Below are 18395 nucleotides of genomic sequence, written 5' to 3' on the forward strand. Positions count from 1 at the left end.
AATAGCGATTACGATCAGGGCTTTTACCTAAGCGCGAAGCAGTAGAACTCGCGCAGAACGGGATAATGCGGCCGTGGAACAAGCAGATGCATTGTGGCATCTCAGGGGCGAGGACAGTGCCTGAACTACTTCAGCCCACCGATTTGTCGAATCCAGAAATCTTCCTTCTTCAGACTACCAGGCAAGGCCTGAACGATGCGCTGCGCCTCTGCTTTGGTCGCATAACTACCATTCAATACGATGAACCAGGGTTTATTCTTGTAGGTGCTCCGAATATAGACTGCTTTTTCCAGCCCAGCTCGAGTGTTCAGAAAACGAACAACCAGGCTCTCAGAATAACTACCAAGCATCTGGATTGTCCAGTGCTCACTCGGCTGCTGTGCAAGCCACTCCGCGGAGCGAAATCGATCGCTACCTGAAGCTGATGTCGCCTCCGGCTTTGCATCGATCGGAGCCGATTCTACATCTACCCGCTCCACTTCGCCAGTACCTGGCTCTGGTGGCGGTTCCGATGGAGGCTCTGGCGCAGGGTCTGACGGCGACGGCATGGACTCTGGCGGCAAATCGGCCTGCGAGCGCTCGCCGCCGTCAAGCAGCCGCGCAGCCAGTTGGCCCCGGTCCGCCAATGCGGGCGCTGTCGGCGCCTGCTCAACAGTCTCTGCGGGGAGCGGCGCGTTTTCGGCATCCGCCGCCGCTAGCTCTTCAGGCGCAAACCCCCCAGACGCCCGCTGGCGGACGAACTGCTCCTGAATCCGATCGACGAGATCGGCCGAAGACGCTCTGCCACTGCCTGGGGCGGCTGGAGAATCAACTGCAACTTCCGAGCTCGGGCCCGATGCTTCATCCAATGTGATGACTGGCCCGTCCGGCGTCACCGGAGCAGGCGCCTCGGAAGCGACCGGCGAGACTTCAGGTTCGGCTGACACCTGTGCTTCTTCTGATACCGAGGCGGACTTATCTGCGTCATACAGAAAGAGCGCAGCCATCACAGCTGTACCTAGCGTGGCGACGACCACCGGCAGCACTAGCATCCTGTTGCGCAACAGGCTCTGGCGGGGCGCTGGCGCATCTGAAGCAGGCATCCTGGTAGCAGCAGATGCGGGGGGCGGAGCACCGGGCGATGCGGAGCCTGCCGTCGTGGGGGCGGGCCTTGTTGTGGCTTTCACGGCTGCTGCATCGCTCCTTGCAGGGGTCGCGCCGACCTTGGCAGGTGAGGGCTTCTCAGGCGAGGCGTGCAGGGGACTGGCCTTAGCCTGCGCAGTTCCGGCCTGCGCGCGCTGCCCCAATATAAAAGCGTCTATCTTTTCTGGCAGACCGCCTAGATGCTTGTGATGTTTATCCAGCATTTTTTCGGATGGCACGAGCGCGCCTAGCTGAAGCGCCACATAATCGCCAAACTCAGTCCTGGACAATGGCTTGAGGTGCAGCGGGAGCAGCAGACTCTGAGCCTGCGGCTCCTGCCGCAACGCCCTTGCAAACTCAGGTACGGAAGCCAGTATGACGCCCCAGCGACTTTCCTGGTCATGGCTTGCCTGCAAAGCTGCTACGAGCGCAATTGAGCGCTCTTCACCGAAAACATCAGCGGACCTGAATATCAGCAGAACCCGCTGGCCTGCCGCAGCCATTCTGCTGGCGTACTGCTGCATCTGGCCGAGCAGCTGCTCGTCATGATCAACTGCAGCAAGCGTCGCATCACCCTGTAGACGCCTCAGGCTGGCCCGGAGCGCCTGTGATACCGACTCATGCTCGGCAAGGTCGACATCGACCAGAAAGAGACTGTCACCCTCAGCAGCCGATAGCGCGGACACCAGATGTCCGACGCTGCCCCGGGAGTCGGCAGACAGCAGGATGGCCTTTTCGCTGAAGTGGGCGAGATGGCGCAGGTTATCGAGAAATTCCTTGCGCTCTGGCAGCTGAAACATGGGACTGACTATGACCATGCCTCCCAGCGAGCGGCCAGGCCACTGCAGCGATTCTCGGCAAAGCAGATCATGGCGAGTGATTCAATCAATGCGTGGTGTATTCGATCAGGGTTCTGACGAGTGCGTCACCGTCAAACTGGTCAGTCACGATGGCGTCGCCCATGGCCTGGAGCAGGACCAGTCGCAGGCTGCCACCGACATTCTTCTTGTCGACGGCCATGTACTGCATGAAATCATCTGGCGTCATGGCGACAGGTGGTCTGACCGGCAGGTTCATCCTGCTGAGCAGGTTGGAGACACGCTCGACAGCGTCCGGCTGCAGATACCCACAGCGTACTGACATGGCCACGGCCATGACCATGCCGACGGCGACCGCCTCACCATGGAGCCACTGCTTGTATTGCATGTACCCTTCTATAGCGTGACCGAAGGTGTGACCAAGATTGAGGATGGCTCTTCGACCCTGCTCCAGCTCATCATCTTCGACCACGCGTGCCTTGCACGCACAGGACGCTTCGATGGCATGAACCAGCGCCGACGGCTCAGCTGAGACCAGCGCATCGGCATTGGCCTCCAGCCAGTCGAGGAACTCCGGATCATCTATAAGTCCATATTTGACGACCTCTGCAAGCCCCGCCGACAACTCGCGTGCAGGCAGTGACTGCAGCGTACTGGTATCGATCAACACAGCCTGTGGCTGGTAGAAGGCACCAATCATGTTCTTGCCGTGCCGGTGGTTGACACCGGTCTTGCCCCCGACAGAAGAGTCAACCTGAGACAACAGTGTAGTTGGCACCTGTATGAAATCGACCCCGCGCTGGTAGCAGCTGGCTGCGAAACCGGTAATGTCGCCAACGACCCCGCCACCGAGCGCGATGAGCGTGGTGCTACGATTGTGGCGCTGCGTCAGGAGATGATCGATGACCTGATCGATAGCGGTCAGCGTCTTGAACTGTTCGCCATCATGCAGCTGCGTCACATCGACTTCAAAGCCGTCGAGCTGGGCGATCAGCTTTTCCAGGTAAAGGGGCGCTACGGTTTCATTGGTGACGATCATGACCTGTTTGCCACCAATGTGCGCTGCCAGGCGATCGGCGGTCATGACGCCATCACCGATGTAAATGGGGTAGCTTCGATCACCGAGACCGACTGTCAAAGTTTTCATGCGCTGCAACTCATGTTGAAGTGGAGCCGGACCGAACCCGCAATATCCTTTGCGACGTTGCGCGGACGCTTGCGATCGGTATCAACCGTAAAATGCGCCAGGGCGCGGTAGTGTGGCTCGCGCTCGGCCATCAGGCGACGCAGGGTTCTGAGCGGATCCGCCGTCTGCAGAAGCGGACGACGGGTATCCTGCCGAGTACGTTCGTACTGCTGCTCCGCTGAGGTATGGAGATAGACGATATGGCCGGCATGCTCCAGAAGCTCTCTATTGCAGGCCTGACTCACTACGCCGCCGCCAGTTGCGATGACGACCTGCTCCCTGCCGAGCATTTCCGCCAGTACAGCGGTCTCCCTGGCACGGAATCCGGCCTCACCTTCGACATCGAAAATCCAGGGAATATCAGCGCCGCATCGGGCCTCGATTTCCTTGTCGGTATCGACAAAAACCCAGCCAAGCTCGCTCGCGGCGAGACGACCGATGGTGGTCTTTCCAGTGCCCATGGGACCGATAAGCACGAGGTTGCGCAAGGGCACTTCGGCGGCGCTGTCAGGGGCGTGTTCTGTGGTGTGTCCGGGGTTGGCATTCATATCGAAAGAATACCATGCAGATCAACAAAAAAGCCACGAGGGACACTCGTGGCTTCAGTCGGCATCCGCGTGCCGGGGCACGCTTCAGAGGCGGGTGCTTATCGGGTATCGACCAGACCGCTACGGATGAGACGCGGCGTGATGAAGACAAGCAACTCGGAACGCTGATCGTTCCTTTCTGTTTTACGGAACAGGGCACCGATGTATGGCAGATCGCCAAGGAAAGGTGTCTTCGTAGTGGTTTCGGAGGCTTCCGACGAGAAGATACCGCCCAGAACGATCGTCTGACCATTACCCACCAGAACCTGGGTCTGGATTTCGTTGGTATCGATGCTCGGAATACCTGCCGTGACCACACCGCGCGAATCCTGCATGATGTGCAGATCCATGATGATGTTGTCATCAGGCGTGATTTGCGGCGTCACTTCCAGAGCCAGTACGGCCTTCTTGAAGCTGATCGAAGTCGCACCACTTGAAGATGCTTCCTGATACGGAATCTCTTCACCCGACTCGATTCGGGCCGTCTGACGATCAGCAGTCACGATCTTGGGCTGGGCGACGATTTCACCCTTGCCGTCGAGCTCGAAGGCGGACAGTTCCAGATCCAGCGAGATGTTGCTGCGACGGAAACCGACTGCGAAAGACGAGGCATTTGTTCTGGTGACGCCGAGGTCGACTGCCAGTGCATCCGGGAACCCGATGGTGACATCGCCAGGCGTGAACACGGCATCGCCGCTTGCATCGGAACCAAAGCCGTCATTGAGTTCTGTGTTCGTAGTCTGCGAGCCACCAACGAGGAAGCCGTTACGGCCTTTCGTCTTGGCTGCACCGCCACCCCATCGAACACCCAGATCTTCAATGGCATCTGTTCTGGCTCTGACGATACGCGCTTCGATCAATACCTGTGATACAGGCACGTCCCAAGTCGCAATCAGCTCACGAACCTGCTGAATCTTGTCTGCCGTCTCACGAATACTGATGGTATTCGTTCTGCCGTCAGAGGAGATGAAGCCACGGCTCGAGACCAGCTCTGAGTCGGCCTGCAGCAGTGCGACGATATCGCCTGCTTTGGCATAATTGATTTGCAGCATTTCAAGGCGGACCGGCGCCAGCGCCTGTACCTGCTTGTTGGCTTCCAATTCAAGGCGTTCGCGGGCAGCAATTTCTGCAGCTGGCGCGACGAGCAGAACGTTGCCGACCTTGCGTTTGTCCAGACCCTTGGTCTTCAGCACGAGTTCGAGCGCCTGATCCCACGGCACATTCTGCAAACGGAGCGTAATACGTCCATCAACCGTATCTGAAGCCACAAGGTTGAGGCCGGTGAAGTCAGCGATGAGCTGCAGCACCGAGCGCACTTCTATATCCTGGAAATTGAGAGAGAGCTTTTCGCCAGAGAACGGAAACTGTTCCTTGCGGCGATCATCGACTTCAGCCTTGCTGACTGGCTCTATGGCGACGGTAAAACTGTTATCGGTCTGATAGGCCATGTAATCGTAGTCGCCCTGCGGCTTGATCAGCATGACCACGTTGCCGTCTTCCCGGAAAGTGTCAATGGTATTCACTGGGGTGGCAAAATCGGTGACATCGAGCCGGCGACGCAGGTCCTGAGGCAGATCTGCGCCTCTGAATACGACACGGATGTTGCCACCCTGCTCAGACATGTCAGCGCTGATATTCTTGTTGCTCAGGTTGACGATGACACGGCCGTCGCCCTTCTCGCCACGCTGGAAGTCAATGCCTTCAATCGATGGAGCGCCTTTCGAGGCCTTCGACGAGGCGGCACCTGAATTCGTACTGGCTACGGAAGAGGTCTTTGCACTTGCGCCCATTTCCAGATCTGAACCAGCGGCAGCACCCAGCTGGATGACTACCTGATTTCCCACCACGCTGGTCGCGTAAGGCACGAGGTCGAGCAGATTCACGATGACCCGGGTACGACCGCTCGCTTCCAGTATGGTGACACTCTGGGTGTTACCTTTTGAGAGCTGGTGATACCGCTCAGACAACGCGCTATCGACACCAGGCAGATCGATGGCAATGCGGGCCGGATCTGAGATTGCATAGCCTTTTGGCTCTGGCGGCGCTTCATCGAAACTCAAACGCACTTCAGTCCTATCGCCCGGCAGTGAGCCGAAATCGATACCAGTGAGGCTCGCAGCCTGCAGCCAACCGCTCATGCATAGCGCTGCGGTTCCTATTAATGCGCTTTTAGCGTTTAAAAGCATGAATTTCTCCGGTGACTTGAAAATATCGCTGACTCGACCCTGCAAACGGGCTGCAGATACGCGCGTGGATGGCAATGAATGATTCATCAGACTGGCTCCTTCAAGGCAAGCACTCGCGGCCGTTCGAACCAGCCATTCTGGCCGTCTGGAACGATTTCAATCAGTTCGATCTGGTCAGGTGTTATTGAAACGACCCGACCGTGGTTGGTGCCCATGTACTGGCCGAGCTGGACACGATGAATACCACCGTCCCTGTCTCTGACCAGTGCGAACAGCTGCTGCTGTCCTGCTCTGTTCAGGGTGCCGACCATGTCCAGATTGCCGATGGAAAAGCTCTCCAGCGGCTCTTTTGGTCTGTTCTCATCAGGCTTGACATCGCTTTTCGGCTTCGTCTGCTCGACATCAGCCAACTGAACTTCCCTTGGCGGCTGGAAAGGCGATCGCCGATCAGCAGCTGAATAGGAAAAGGCCTGATAGGTCTGAAACTCTGGCAGTGGCGGAATGGCACGCTTCGGCTTTGCCTGTTCGGCTGCTATGAACTCGCGCAGATCCTCGAAGCCCTTGTCGTCAGCACAACCAGCCAGCAGTGTGAGTGACAGCGCACCCACACAGCCCGCTCGCATCAGTCGCAAACCTGCGCCTGGAAGAAAATCGTTAGTGAACATTATTGATCTCCTCCACTGTAGCGGTAGGTTTTGGCGAGTATTCTCATGCTGAGTCTGTCTGCTTCAGCAGAATCCTGCCCTGCGTTTCGCGTAATAGTGAAATCATGCAGGGTCACGATTCGCGGCAGACCAGCAACACCAGACACGAAGGCTGCAATGTCGTGGTACTCCCCAGTCAGATCTATCGTGATTGGCAGCTCCACATAGAACTCTCTCGAAATTTCAGGATTGAGCTGGATCGAGTCCAGTTGAAGCCCTGCCGTCGAACCCACGCCGGATATATCTTCAAGCAAACCAGGCACTTCAGTCTCCGATGGCAACTGCTTCAGCAGTGCGCCGAAGGTCTGCTGCATCTCGACCATCTGTGTCTTGTACTCTTCAAGGTTGGCGACCTGGGCAGCCTTGGAGGCGTACTCCTGTCGCAGCTCGACTTCCTTCTGCTGGCTGGCTGCATAAGTGGCTTCCATATCCTGTATCAGGAAGTAGTAGACACCACCGAGTACTGCCGCAAGCAGGACGAGACTGGTAACGACCTTGGCCGCAACAGGCCATTCGCCGGCATTATTGAAGTCGAGGTCATTGACGTCGAACTCCTTCAATTTCTCTAACGAATCTGCAAAGCTCATGACTTGTCACCTTCTTCCTTCACCGCAGGCGATTCTTCCGTGACCCGCAGATCGAACTGACGCAGTGAGTCAGAATCGGGCTTTGTTTTCACGTTTGAAAGACTCGGATCCTTGAACCAGTCCGACTGGTCGAGGTTGCGCATGAAAGTAGAGATTCTGCTGTTCGACTCGCCTACGCCAGTGACTGCGACGGCATCATTGGTGCGAGACAGCTTCTCAAGGAACACGCCATCTGGCGTTATCCTCACGAGCTCATCGAAGAGCCGGACGATTACTGGGCGCTTGCCCTGCAGGTCCTGGATGACCCGCATACGGTCAATGAGCGCTTCACGCCGCTTTTTCAGCTCGTTAATTTCCTTGATCTGCTCATTGAGCTGAGAGATCTGGGTGGTCAGGAACGAGTTGCGATTGTTCTGGGTTTCAATCTGACCTTCCATGTAGCGATACCACAGGAAGGACAGGCCGGCACTGATGATCAGCACACCAACCAGCACGGTGACGAAACTTTTCTGGCGTTCTGCCCTGAGCTCTTCGCGCCAGGGCCTGAGGTTAATGCGTGCCATCAGTCGAAACTCCTCATAGCCAGGCCGCAGGCGATCATGAGCGACGGCGCATCATTGCTCAGCGCCGAGGCGTTGACCCGTGGCGCAATCGTCATGTCTGCAAATGGATTGGCGATCATGGCAGGGGTGTTCACCCGAGCCTGGACGAGATCGGCGATACCGGCGATAGACGCAGAGCCACCCGCCAGCACGATATAGTCGACATCGTTATACTGGGTTGAAGCGAAGAAGAACTGCAGCGATCGCGAGACCTGCTGTATGACCGCTTCCTTGAAGGGCTCGAGCACTTCCTGATCGTAGTCATCCGGCAGACCGCCCTGCTTCTTGGCAAGACCGGCTTCTTCCTGCGACAGGCCGTAGCGCCGCTGGATCTCGTCAGTCAGCTGACGACCGCCGAACAACTGCTCGCGTGTATAGATAGTCTTGCCATCCACCATCACACTCAACGTGGTCATGGTGGCACCAATATCGATGACAGCGATGGTCTGATCTGCACCATTACCAGGCAGCTGGCTCATGATGAGGCTCATCGCGCGTTCCATGGCGTAGGCTTCGACATCAACGATGCGCGTATCGAGTCCGCCGATCTCGAGGGCGTCCTCGCGAAGCTCGACGTTTTCCTTTCGGCAGGCGGCCAGCAGCACATCGTTCATTTCGCCGTTCTGGGCATTGGGGCCCTGAATTTCGAAATCAAGCGAGACTTCATCCAGCGGATACGGGATGTACTGGTCAGCTTCGAGCTGTATCTGCGATTCCAGATCCTGCTCGCGCAGATTGCCACTCATCTGTATCACCTTGGTGATAACAGCTGAGCCTGCTACTGCCACCGCAGCATGCTTGGCACCTGATCGGGACTTGTCCACGACTCGAGCGACCACTGCGCCGACGGCTTCAGCATCGTTAATGTTCTTCTCGACAACAGCATTCGCCGGCAGAGGTTCGACGGCATAGCTGTCGACTCTGAAACGGGTCCCTTGCTGACTCAGCTCGAGCACCTTGACGGACGTCGAGCTGATGTCGACTCCGAGTACTGCCTGTTTCTTCTTTCCGAATAACCCCATGACAGAGTCGCCTACCTTAAAATGACCATGACCAACCGCTTGTAGCGGCAGGGCTGTGCGCTTCTTCAACGTACCGGAAAGCATAGTCAATGATTTCTATTTACTGAAATCCGGGTTGGAAAAGCCGTATACTGCGTTGCCTGAAATGTCAGCCGGATGTATCTGTTATGTAACCTGTAACGCCTTGTCGGCTGGCACAGGCGGGCTAAACTTTTATGAGAGTAGACAGTCATTCCAACTCTGTCAGGGGACACATGGGTTATTTCTTGCGCTTTTTGCTGATACTGGCCTGGGTCCTCGGACTAGGTCTCACTTCTGCCGTGATGGTTTCCGCAGGCTTTTATGTCTACACCTCTCCGCAGCTTCCCGACGTCGAAACACTGCGTAATACAGCGCTGCAAACGCCGTTACGAATTTATACAAGCGATAACAAATTGGTTGGCGAGTTTGGCGAAATTCGGCGGGATCCGGTCGCGCTGGATGCGCTGCCCGAAGAACTGATCCAGGCCTTCCTGTCGGCAGAGGACAGCCGTTTCTTCGAGCACGGTGGTATCGATGTGCTCGGCCTCACCCGGGCGAGCATCGAACTGCTAACTTCGGGCAGAATTCAGAGCGGTGGCAGTACCATCACTATGCAGGTGGCGAAGAATTTCTTTCTCAGCAACGAGCAGACTTTCACCCGCAAGTTCAACGAGATTTTGCTTGCGCTGAAGATCGAGAACGAATTGAGCAAAAACGAGATTCTCGAGCTCTACCTCAACAAGATCTTCCTTGGCAATCGGGCTTACGGTGTTCAGGCTGCATCACGCATCTACTATGGCAAGGATGTGAGGGATCTGACCCTGGCACAGATGGCGATGATCGCCGGCTTGCCCAAGGCGCCCTCCCGATATAACCCTATTGTGGCTCCAGAGCGCGCCAAACTTAGACGCAACTGGATTCTTTCCCGAATGCACGAGCTTGGCGTGATCGATGAGGCCAGCCATAGTGCTGCCACAAACGAAGCTTTGACTGCCAGTCGCCTTCATTCCGATGTCACAGTACCGATGCCTTACGTAGCCGAGCTTGGCAGACAGGGCGCTATTGAACGCTTTGGTGAAGTGGCGTACGAAAATGGCGTGAACGTTCACGTCACTGTAGATTCTGGCTTGCAGATGGCTGCAGAGGCGGCGGTCAAGAAAGGTCTGCTGAACTATACGCTGCGGCACGGGTACCGGGGTCCCTGGAAAAAGCTCACGGAGCCTACTCGTGATGAGCCCATCGGCGCCGAGCTGGCAGACGAAGAAGTGCCGGAAATCGCCAAGCGTCTGCAGGCTCCAGATCCTCAGCTCGACAAGCGCCTGCAGGTTCAGGCCCTGCTTGAACTGCAGAATGTGTATCGCGACTTCTATCTCATCCCGGCCTGGGTGAGCCGAGTGAATAAGGAGGGCCAGGGTTCAGCACAGCTCCTGCTGGCCGACGGGTCGACCACTGAACTCGGCTTCAAGGATGTGTATTGGGCTCGCGCCTACAAGGGCGCCGATAGCATGGGCAAAATACCCATGACAGTATCTGATGTCCTGAGCATGGGCGATCTCATTTATATCAGCCCCCGTGCGGCGGTAACCATGCCCCCCCCTTCTGGAGACCAGAAGGTCCCGAAAGCCTCCGCTGGCGGCTATGTGCTGTCACAGATTCCTGCGGCGCAGGCTGCCCTCGTGGCCATGGAACCGAAGTCCGGTGCCATCCGGGCGCTTGTCGGTGGCTACGATTTTCATCTCAACAAATTCAATCGAGCCTCGCAGGCGCGCCGGCAGGCCGGCTCGAACATCAAACCCTTCATTTATCTGGCGGCATTGGAAAGTGGTGAAACGGCAGCGTCGATCATCAATGACGCGCCTGTCGTCTTTGATGACCCAAAACTGGAGGACGCCTGGCGTCCAGTGAATTCTTCAGGGCGCTTTTATGGACCCACCCGCCTTCGAAAAGCACTGTATCTTTCGCGCAATCTCGTGTCGGTCCGGCTGCTCGAACGCATGGGGGTCATGCCAACGATTCGATTTATCAGCAGCCTCGGCTTCAGTCCGGAGAGCATGCCCAAAGACCTGTCGCTGGCGCTCGGATCTGCTGATTTCACGCCAGTCGAGATGGCTGCTGGCTACGCCCTGCTCGCGAATGGTGGCCGCCTGGTTCAACCTCATATCGTCAAACAGATTGAGGATGCATCGGGAACCGTCATGTTCGAGCAGCCTGCTCCCGATAGGGAGTCTGAGCCAGAGCCAGTAGTTGATCCGCGGTCCGTATTCATCATCGATTCGATTCTCGCAGATGTCATTACAAGAGGGACGGGCCGCGACGCCCAGGTATTGAAGCGAGGTGATCTGCGTGGCAAGACCGGAACGACCAATGATCAGGTCGATGCCTGGTTCTCAGGCTACAATCAGGACCTGGTCACCAGTGTGTGGATTGGCTTTGACCAGCCGCAGACATTGGGCCGCCAGGAATACGGTGGCCGTGCAGCGCTCCCTATCTGGATAGACTTCATGCGTGAGGCGCTCGAAAGCACGCCTGAAAGCACCATGGAGCAACCCGAAGGACTGGTAAAAGCCTGGATTGATGCTGACACAGCAGAACCGGCTGCGGCAGAATCCTCCAATGCGTTCGAGGAATTTTTCAAGGAAGAGAACGCGCCAGATACTATTGCTGCACCCGAAGGCTTTCCAGACGCTGAAGACGGCATCATGCCTGAAGAAGAAGACGAGTATGTCGCGCCTGAGATGATTTTCTGATAGCCAGCTGCAACAAATAGCAAGACTCGCCCAATAAAAAAGCCCGGCTTCTCAGCCGGGCTTTTTGTCATATCCGTATCAGGCGGCAGAGTCTGGATACCCCACCGCCATTGACGGCGCTACTTGATGTCGTCGATAGACTCTAGCGGGTAATGCGCTGGGTAAGGCAGACGAGCGACACCGCTATCCACAGCAGCTCTGGCCACTGCAGCACAGACGTTGGTCAGCAAACGCTTGTCCATCGGCTTCGGAATGATGTAGTTCTTGCCGAACTCGAAACGCTCACCGTCGTAAGCCTGGATAACATCTTCAGGCACTGGCTCTTTAGCGAGTTCACGCAGGGCGTGTACCGCAGCCACCTTCATTTCTTCATTGATCACTGATGCACGAACATCGAGTGCGCCGCGGAAGATGAAAGGAAAGCCAAGAACGTTGTTGACCTGATTCGGATAGTCAGACCGGCCCGTTGCCAGGATAAGATCGTCCCGGGTCTCAAGCGCCAGTTCCGGCTTGATTTCAGGATCAGGGTTGGAGCAGGCGAAGACGACTGGATTCGGCGCCATCGACTTCAGCATATCTGCCGTCAACAGGTCCGGGCCAGACAGGCCTACGAATACGTCGGCACCATCACAGGCATCAGCCAGAGTACGCTTGTCAGTCTCGATGGCAAACATGGCCTTGTACTGATTGAGATCGTCACGGCCAGTGTGAATCACGCCCTTTCTGTCGAGCATATACAGATTTTGCGATTGCGCACCACAGCTGATCAGCAGCTTCATGCAGGCAACGGCAGCAGCGCCGGCCCCAAGACAGACGATCTTGGCGTCTTCGATCCGCTTGTCCTGAAGCTCGAGGGCGTTGATCATGCCAGCTGCAGTCACGATGGCTGTGCCGTGCTGGTCGTCATGGAATACTGGGATGTCGCACTTTGAGATCAGCTCCCGCTCGATTTCGAAGCATTCTGGCGCCTTGATGTCTTCGAGGTTGATGCCGCCGAAGGTATCGGCGATACGCGCAACGGTATCGATGAAGGCTTGCGGGCTTTCAGACTTTACTTCGATGTCGAAGACGTCAATGCCGGCAAAGCGCTTGAACAGAACACCCTTGCCTTCCATGACTGGCTTGCTGGCAAGTGGGCCGAGATTGCCGAGACCAAGAATGGCACTACCATCACTGATGACAGCGACCAGATTACCCTTGTTGGTATAGCGATAGGCGTCTTCCGGGTTCTTGTCGATCTCACGGCATGGCTCTGCTACACCAGGACTGTAAGCGAGGGCCAGATCACGTGAAGTGGCTGTAGGCTTGGTGATTTCAACACTGAGTTTGCCGGGCTTCGGGAACTCGTGATAATCAAGCGCCGCCTTTCTTTTATCTTCTGACATAAATCGATCCTGCTTTTGATGGGGCTGCTACTTGGCAGCAGTCAGTCCCTGGATGTAGTTGGAGAGGGCGGCGATTTCCTTGTCGCTCAGATTCGCCGCAACACCCTGCATCATGGCAGCATATGGCCCTGCAGTGCGCTCTCCGTTTCTATAGGCTAGCAACTGGGTAGTAATGTAGTCGGTGTGCTGCCCGGCTAGTCGGGGGAAGCCGGCGGGGATGTTGCCCCGTCCCAGCGGATCGTGACAGCCAGCACAGGCAGGTACGCCCTTCGCACTGTTGCCTGCACGATATAGTTGCTCGCCGAGCTCGATCGTGTCGGGCGAGGCGACAGCCGGGGTCGGCTGGGTGCTCTGGTAGTAAGCGGCGAGGTCGGCCATGTCCTGATCGGACAGGTTGTCGGCAATACCCGCCATCTGAGGCACCGGCCGCTCATTCGATTTGATGAGGTGAAGCTGCAGATCGGTATATTTGGCGACCTGCCCTGAGAGCTTGGGGAACATGGGAGCAGCACTATTACCTGCCGGACCGTGGCATGCCACACAGGTGGCGGCCTTCTCCTCGCCTGCAGCGGGATCACCTTCCACGAATTCGCCAGCAGCCTGAGCGAGGCCAGCGATACTGCTCAGCATCAGGGAAACGCCGAAAGTCACACCGGCGAAGGCGAATCGGTCGGGAATAGAAACAAAGCCCTTGAACAAAGATTTCATGTATTCTGTTCCTTTACTTATCATTGACCCGGCAGGCGCCGCAGCTTTACTGCGACGGCGACGACACAGAAGCCGACGCGGTACACCCGAAAAAAGGTGGCCATTATATTCATAATATCAGCACAATGCGAACAGCTAAACGCGGGAATATGAATTACCAGAATATAGAATTTCTCACAAGTGCCGAGACCCCGGTCCAGTGCCCACCTGACATCGGCCGGGAAGTGGCCTTTGCAGGACGATCCAACGCTGGCAAGTCCAGCGCAATCAACAGCCTGACAGGCCATAAAAAGCTGGCGAGAACATCCAAGACGCCAGGACGAACCCAGCTGATGAACTTTTTCGTCCTTGACGACGAGGTCGGACGTATTGTCGATCTACCAGGCTATGGCTACGCCAAGGTATCCAAGGCCGTGCAGGCACGCTGGCAGGAAAACCTTGACCTGTACCTGCGAAGCCGCGCCTCGCTGATGGCGATCGTTCTCATCATGGACATCAGACACCCTCTGAAGCCTTTCGATCTCGCCATGCTCGACTGGTCGAGCAGCGCTGGCAAGGACATCCTCATTCTGCTGACAAAAGCGGACAAGCTCAGCCGGAACGCAGCCCAGCAGACGGCGGCGAAAGTGCGCGCTACGCTCAAACAGAGAAACGTCAGCGCCACCATCGTACCCTTCTCATCGACTGAGTCGACCGGTCAGAACGAAGCCTGGGCCTTTCTCGATACCATCTTCGACGTGCCGGCGCCAACCGAGCTGTAATTCGGATAGTCGGCAGCCAGGCGGGCAACTTCTTCGGCATAAGCCTCAGTCACGTAGGGCTCCTGTATCGCCAGGGCCTGATGTATCCCGCTTTTCATGTGCCGGATCGACAGGGTTCCGCCCTCGACTTCGATGGAAGACACAAGAAAGGACATCCAGTTCGTCACCACCAGCCATACGTTCAAGGCCAATGTACGCTTGAGCGTTGCCGCCGAGGTCGTATGGGCCGCGCCTGGCCGCGGATCGAATGTCAGAATACCGCTGTGTTCAAGGCAGGAGATGATCTCTTCCAGACGGTCCAGACAACGACCCGTAAACTGACCATACTCGGTTTTGAGCCGGGGATCGGCATCGAGATAGTGATACAGATCCCTATGCAGGAAGCGGTAGCTCCAGAGCCCGTCGAAGACCGAATCGAGATAGTCGAACTCGTCCTGCACACTCAGGGCCCTGTCAGGAAGCTGGAGGTAATGGTCTACCAGACGCTCGTAATGAGTGAAGATTTCGTAAATGATCGCCTGCTTGCTGCGATAGTGGTAGTACAGGTTGCCGGGCGATATGGAGAGATCTGCGGCAACGTGATTGGTAGTGATATGCCGCTCGCCCTTCTCGTTGAAGAGCTCGAGACTGCGAAGCAGTATCCGCTCCTTGGTGGTCATCGAATCGTTAATGGTGCTACCTGCCTCTTGATGCTCGTGCTCGAACTCACGCGCTGGTCCGGATCTACTTTCCAAACGCCAGGGTGTGGTGTATCGTCTGGCCCTAGAGTATATACTCTAATATCCAGCTAGGTGAATGATTGCGGGACATTTTGACGGATTCGCTTCTGACTACGCTCACCCAGCTCCGACAACCTCCACCAGATGAGGAAAGACGCATGGTTGCCACAGTCATAGCGCTGCCAGAAAAAAATACCGATATCGAGCAGATGCACACCCGCTTCAAGGCGCAGAGAGACGCTTTCAACAATGCCGTCTTCCCTGACTATCAGGTGCGTCGAGAGCGACTGCTCAAGCTCAAGAGCGCGTTACTGCGGCAACAGGATGCCATTATCGAGGCCATCAACCTCGACTTCGCTGGCCGCTCTGCGGATGAGACCCTGCTCGCTGATATCATGCCGTCGATTCAGGCCATCAACTATGCTCTGAAAAATCTCAAGGGCTGGATGAAGCCGAAGAGTCGACGTGTCCATGCCCTGTTCATGCCGGCGCGCAACCACCTCATGTATCAGCCTTTGGGGGTCATCGGCATCATCGTGCCATGGAATTATCCCATCAACCTGGCTATCGGGCCGCTGACGGGCGCCCTGGCCGCGGGCAACAGAGCCATGCTCAAGATGTCTGAGTACACGCCGAGAACTTCGGGCCTTCTGCAAAAAATCATTGCGGAGACCTTTACCCCGGATCTGGTGACGGTGGTCACGGGGGAAGCGGATATCGCGGCAGAATTTTCCGGCCTGCCCTTCGATCACCTCCTGTTTACAGGTTCGACGAACGTGGGACGCCATGTCATGAGGGCGGCTGCCGAAAATCTCACGCCTGTTACGCTGGAGCTGGGAGGCAAGTCACCGGCCATCGTCTCGGCCGACGTTCCGCTCGAGGACGCCGCCACGCGCCTGGCCTTCGGCAAATCGTTCAACGCAGGTCAAACCTGCATCGCCCCCGATTATGTGTTGTGCCCGGAAGAGCGGATTGCGCCCTTCGTGGAAGCATTCTCCGCCGCCTTTGCGAAGATGTATCCCAGCATCAAGGACAACAGCGACTACACCTCGATCATCAATGACCGACAGTATCGTCGGTTGCAGGATTATCTGACCGATGCCCAGGCAAAGGGGGCAACGCTCATACAGCTCAACCCGGCGAACGAAGTCTTTGACCGAGGCACGCGAAAGTTGCCACTGACCCTGGTCCTGAATGCCACCGACAAAATGAAGTTGATGCAGGAAGAAATCTTTGGCCCCATCCTGCCAATCGTGGCGACTCAGGGACTGGACCAGGCGCTGAGCTATGTCAATGAGCGGCCGCGTCCTCTGGCACTGTATTTCTTCGGCTACAACAAGGCACAGCAGAAGAAGGTGCTGCAGCAGTCGCATTCCGGCGGTGTCTCGTTGAACGATACCCTGGTGCATTTCGCGCAGGACGACATGCCCTTCGGCGGCGTAGGCGACTCAGGCATGGGCCACTATCATGGCCACGAAGGTTTCCTGACCTTCTCCAACGTCAAGGGCGTTCATGTGAAGCAGCGACTGTACACCGGCAGCGTAATTTTCCCACCACATGGCACTGTGCTTCATCAGATCATCTACAAGATCTTCAACCGCTAGTGTTCTAGCAAGCGGCTTGCAAGCGCTCCTGGTTTCATCCAATCTTGAGCGCTTGCTTCAGTCTGGTGCGAAAGGAACAGCACATGAATAGAGTGATTTATCCGGGAACGTTCGATCCCATTACCAATGGTCATGCCGATCTCATCGCCCGAGCTGCACGAATGTTCGATGAAATCATCGTGGCCGTGGCCAGTAATGCGAGGAAAAACCCGCTGTTCTCACTGGAACAACGGGTCGATCTGATCAAGGAGGTCTGCGCGCCTCACAAGAATGTAACCGTGATCGGCTTCAGTACGCTGCTGGCGGAATTCTGCAAGGCGGAAGGCGCCAATATCATTTTGAGAGGACTGCGGGCGGTGTCGGACTTCGAGTACGAGTTTCAGCTGGCAGACATGAACAGGAAACTCGCACCAGAAGTGGAGAGCCTTTTTCTGACCCCTGCGAACCATCTCTCGTACATTTCTTCATCGCTGATCAGGGAAATTTCTGCCCTGGGTGGCGATGTGTCCGAGTTTGTCCCGCCAACCGTCTCTTCCGCCCTGATCAATCACTTCTCCAAAGCCTAGCTCATATGAATGGCTGTTCATTCAGTGGCCGATGGGGTTCGCTGTAACGATCTGATATACTGCGGCCCTGCTTATCTGCCAAACCCTTGAGGAATTGAAAGGCTATGTCGCTGATCATTACTGATGACTGCATCAATTGCGACGTCTGCGAACCTGAGTGCCCGAACGAGGCTATATCCCAGGGCGACGAAATCTATGTCATTGATCCTTCACGGTGCACCGAGTGCGTGGGGCACTTTGATGAGCCGCAGTGTCAGCAGGTCTGCCCAGTCGATTGCATTCCACTTGATCCTGATCGCGTCGAGTCGAAGGATGCGCTCATGAAAAAGTATGAAGCGCTTACGGCTGACACGCACAAGGCAACTGGTTAGCTCATCGTTCATTAGCCCTGACATCAGTATCTTGCCAGAGCCACTTCGCTTTATTTCTACCGTTTTACTTCTAGACTTAGGTCATGCGCCAGCCCCTTGGTGCGTGCCTGAGTGCAAGAGGTCAAACCAATGGCAAAGACTAAACCTGAAGCGGAAACTGCCGCACCAGAAGCTGAAGTTGCTGAGCCGCTGACCCCGGAGCAGCGCATTGCGCTGCTTGAGAAAAGCCTCGGCACGAATCGAATTATACTGCTGGTAGTGGCCCTGTTGCTTGTTGTTTCACTGGCAGCGAGCGTGGCCATTCTGTTTTTCGGGCAGACCAGCACGCTGGACGCCGATGACCCGGTTGCCCCGGCGGAGGCAGCGCTTTCGCTGGATCAACGTCAGATGGCGGAGAAAGTGGACGCAAACCTGACCCGCTTCGATGAACGGCTGTCGCGAATGGAACTGATCCTGCAGCGGACGAACACCGGTCGCTTTGCCGACATCCTTCTGGAGCAGGAAAAGGACAAACAGCAGTTTGCCCTCGGTGCAAAAGAGGCCATTACTGACCTGGCGCGTATGGTGCCAGGATCCAGAACCTGGCTCGAGCTCTACTCAGAGCAGATCGACAAGGGCGTCGAACGCAGCAAGGCCCGCACATCTGCCATCAGCAACATCAAGACCGAGGCCGCCGAGGCAGCACCAGAACAGTAACGC

17 protein-coding genes are annotated in these 18395 nt (G+C 56.4%); 6 read left to right on the forward strand and 11 right to left on the reverse strand.

From position 1 onward, the window contains the following. Positions 1-125: 125 nt before the first annotated feature. The 8 genes from ABD735_RS15280 to ABD735_RS15315 form a co-directional block, all read right to left on the reverse strand. A complete protein-coding gene (locus ABD735_RS15280; RefSeq protein WP_344807981.1) occupies positions 126-1922 on the reverse strand; it encodes an SPOR domain-containing protein in 1797 nt (598 codons plus the stop codon). Positions 1923-2007: 85 nt separating this feature from the next. Next, entirely contained in the window at positions 2008-3087 is a 1080-nt protein-coding gene (gene aroB, locus ABD735_RS15285; RefSeq protein WP_344807983.1) for a 3-dehydroquinate synthase, read from the reverse strand. Next, positions 3084-3674: a shikimate kinase gene (locus ABD735_RS15290; RefSeq protein WP_344807985.1), complete on the reverse strand. Its 591-nt coding sequence runs from the start codon at positions 3672-3674 to the stop codon at positions 3084-3086. The genes aroB and ABD735_RS15290 overlap by 4 nt, the downstream gene beginning before the upstream one ends. Positions 3675-3772: 98 nt before the next feature. After that, positions 3773-5986 carry a type IV pilus secretin PilQ gene (locus tag ABD735_RS15295; protein ID WP_344807987.1) on the reverse strand — a complete coding sequence of 738 codons (2214 nt, stop codon included), beginning with the start codon at positions 5984-5986 and terminating at the stop codon, positions 3773-3775. After that, on the reverse strand, positions 5986-6564 hold the full coding sequence (locus ABD735_RS15300; protein WP_344807989.1) for a pilus assembly protein PilP: 579 nt from the start codon (positions 6562-6564) through the stop codon (positions 5986-5988). Before ABD735_RS15300 ends, ABD735_RS15295 begins: the two co-directional genes overlap by 1 nt. Then, complete coding sequence (locus tag ABD735_RS15305) at positions 6564-7190, reverse strand: type IV pilus inner membrane component PilO (protein WP_344807991.1); 627 nt, start codon at positions 7188-7190, stop codon at positions 6564-6566. Before ABD735_RS15305 ends, ABD735_RS15300 begins: the two co-directional genes overlap by 1 nt. Then, positions 7187-7753 carry a PilN domain-containing protein gene (locus ABD735_RS15310; protein WP_344807993.1) on the reverse strand — a complete coding sequence of 189 codons (567 nt, stop codon included), beginning with the start codon at positions 7751-7753 and terminating at the stop codon, positions 7187-7189. The genes ABD735_RS15305 and ABD735_RS15310 overlap by 4 nt, the downstream gene beginning before the upstream one ends. Continuing rightward, a complete protein-coding gene (locus ABD735_RS15315) occupies positions 7753-8814 on the reverse strand; it encodes a pilus assembly protein PilM (protein WP_344807995.1) in 1062 nt (353 codons plus the stop codon). The genes ABD735_RS15310 and ABD735_RS15315 overlap by 1 nt, the downstream gene beginning before the upstream one ends. 254 nt (positions 8815-9068) lie before the next feature. Here ABD735_RS15315 and ABD735_RS15320 point away from each other — a divergent pair, with 254 nt between their 5' ends. Next, positions 9069-11582: a penicillin-binding protein 1A gene (locus ABD735_RS15320; protein ID WP_344807997.1), complete on the forward strand. Its 2514-nt coding sequence runs from the start codon at positions 9069-9071 to the stop codon at positions 11580-11582. 119 nt (positions 11583-11701) lie between these two features. On the opposite strand, the gene ABD735_RS15325 is transcribed toward ABD735_RS15320, so the two are convergent. Then, a complete protein-coding gene (locus ABD735_RS15325; RefSeq protein ID WP_344807999.1) occupies positions 11702-12967 on the reverse strand; it encodes a malic enzyme-like NAD(P)-binding protein in 1266 nt (421 codons plus the stop codon). Positions 12968-12994: 27 nt separating this feature from the next. Beyond that, positions 12995-13675: a c-type cytochrome gene (locus tag ABD735_RS15330; RefSeq protein WP_425548621.1), complete on the reverse strand. Its 681-nt coding sequence runs from the start codon at positions 13673-13675 to the stop codon at positions 12995-12997. Between the two features lie 149 nt (positions 13676-13824). Between ABD735_RS15330 and yihA the strand changes: the two genes are divergently transcribed. Continuing rightward, positions 13825-14436: a ribosome biogenesis GTP-binding protein YihA/YsxC gene (yihA, locus tag ABD735_RS15335; RefSeq protein WP_344808001.1), complete on the forward strand. Its 612-nt coding sequence runs from the start codon at positions 13825-13827 to the stop codon at positions 14434-14436. Here the strand turns inward: yihA and ABD735_RS15340 are convergent. After that, entirely contained in the window at positions 14373-15170 is a 798-nt protein-coding gene (locus tag ABD735_RS15340; protein WP_344808003.1) for a TetR/AcrR family transcriptional regulator, read from the reverse strand. The genes yihA and ABD735_RS15340 overlap by 64 nt on opposite strands. Before the next feature lie 143 nt (positions 15171-15313). On the opposite strand from ABD735_RS15340, the gene ABD735_RS15345 reads away from it, so the two are divergent. From ABD735_RS15345 to ABD735_RS15360, 4 genes are all read left to right on the forward strand, one after another. Then, positions 15314-16759, forward strand: a complete 1446-nt coding sequence (locus ABD735_RS15345) for a coniferyl aldehyde dehydrogenase (RefSeq protein WP_344808005.1) — start codon at positions 15314-15316, stop codon at positions 16757-16759. Positions 16760-16842: 83 nt separating this feature from the next. Next, on the forward strand, positions 16843-17325 hold the full coding sequence (gene coaD / locus ABD735_RS15350) for a pantetheine-phosphate adenylyltransferase (RefSeq protein ID WP_344808007.1): 483 nt from the start codon (positions 16843-16845) through the stop codon (positions 17323-17325). A 104-nt stretch (positions 17326-17429) separates the two neighbouring features. Then, on the forward strand, positions 17430-17696 hold the full coding sequence (locus ABD735_RS15355) for a YfhL family 4Fe-4S dicluster ferredoxin (RefSeq protein ID WP_344808009.1): 267 nt from the start codon (positions 17430-17432) through the stop codon (positions 17694-17696). 129 nt (positions 17697-17825) lie between these two features. Beyond that, complete coding sequence (locus tag ABD735_RS15360; protein WP_344808011.1) at positions 17826-18392, forward strand: hypothetical protein; 567 nt, start codon at positions 17826-17828, stop codon at positions 18390-18392. Positions 18393-18395 lie beyond the last annotated feature (3 nt).

The sequence above is a fragment of the Allohahella marinimesophila genome, assembly GCF_039538005.1.
In the GTDB taxonomy this organism is placed as follows: Bacteria; Pseudomonadota; Gammaproteobacteria; order Pseudomonadales; family Oleiphilaceae; genus Allohahella; species Allohahella marinimesophila.

Excerpts from the sequence above, each read along its gene's own strand:
- ABD735_RS15360 (WP_344808011.1), top strand. The coding sequence starts at position 17,826 with ATGGCAAAGACTAAACCTGAAGCGGAAACTGCCGCACCAGAAGCTGAA.
- ABD735_RS15280 (WP_344807981.1), bottom strand. The coding sequence starts at position 1,922 with ATGTTTCAGCTGCCAGAGCGCAAGGAATTTCTCGATAACCTGCGCCAT.
- ABD735_RS15305 (WP_344807991.1), bottom strand. The coding sequence starts at position 7,190 with ATGAGCTTTGCAGATTCGTTAGAGAAATTGAAGGAGTTCGACGTCAAT.
- ABD735_RS15330 (WP_425548621.1), bottom strand. The coding sequence starts at position 13,675 with ATGAAATCTTTGTTCAAGGGCTTTGTTTCTATTCCCGACCGATTCGCC.
- yihA (WP_344808001.1), top strand. The coding sequence starts at position 13,825 with ATGAATTACCAGAATATAGAATTTCTCACAAGTGCCGAGACCCCGGTC.
- ABD735_RS15325 (WP_344807999.1), bottom strand. The coding sequence starts at position 12,967 with ATGTCAGAAGATAAAAGAAAGGCGGCGCTTGATTATCACGAGTTCCCG.
- ABD735_RS15355 (WP_344808009.1), top strand. The coding sequence starts at position 17,430 with ATGTCGCTGATCATTACTGATGACTGCATCAATTGCGACGTCTGCGAA.
- ABD735_RS15300 (WP_344807989.1), bottom strand. The coding sequence starts at position 6,564 with ATGTTCACTAACGATTTTCTTCCAGGCGCAGGTTTGCGACTGATGCGA.
- aroB (WP_344807983.1), bottom strand. The coding sequence starts at position 3,087 with ATGAAAACTTTGACAGTCGGTCTCGGTGATCGAAGCTACCCCATTTAC.
- coaD (WP_344808007.1), top strand. The coding sequence starts at position 16,843 with ATGAATAGAGTGATTTATCCGGGAACGTTCGATCCCATTACCAATGGT.
- ABD735_RS15345 (WP_344808005.1), top strand. The coding sequence starts at position 15,314 with ATGGTTGCCACAGTCATAGCGCTGCCAGAAAAAAATACCGATATCGAG.
- ABD735_RS15295 (WP_344807987.1), bottom strand. The coding sequence starts at position 5,986 with ATGAATCATTCATTGCCATCCACGCGCGTATCTGCAGCCCGTTTGCAG.
- ABD735_RS15315 (WP_344807995.1), bottom strand. The coding sequence starts at position 8,814 with ATGGGGTTATTCGGAAAGAAGAAACAGGCAGTACTCGGAGTCGACATC.
- ABD735_RS15310 (WP_344807993.1), bottom strand. The coding sequence starts at position 7,753 with ATGGCACGCATTAACCTCAGGCCCTGGCGCGAAGAGCTCAGGGCAGAA.
- ABD735_RS15320 (WP_344807997.1), top strand. The coding sequence starts at position 9,069 with ATGGGTTATTTCTTGCGCTTTTTGCTGATACTGGCCTGGGTCCTCGGA.
- ABD735_RS15290 (WP_344807985.1), bottom strand. The coding sequence starts at position 3,674 with ATGAATGCCAACCCCGGACACACCACAGAACACGCCCCTGACAGCGCC.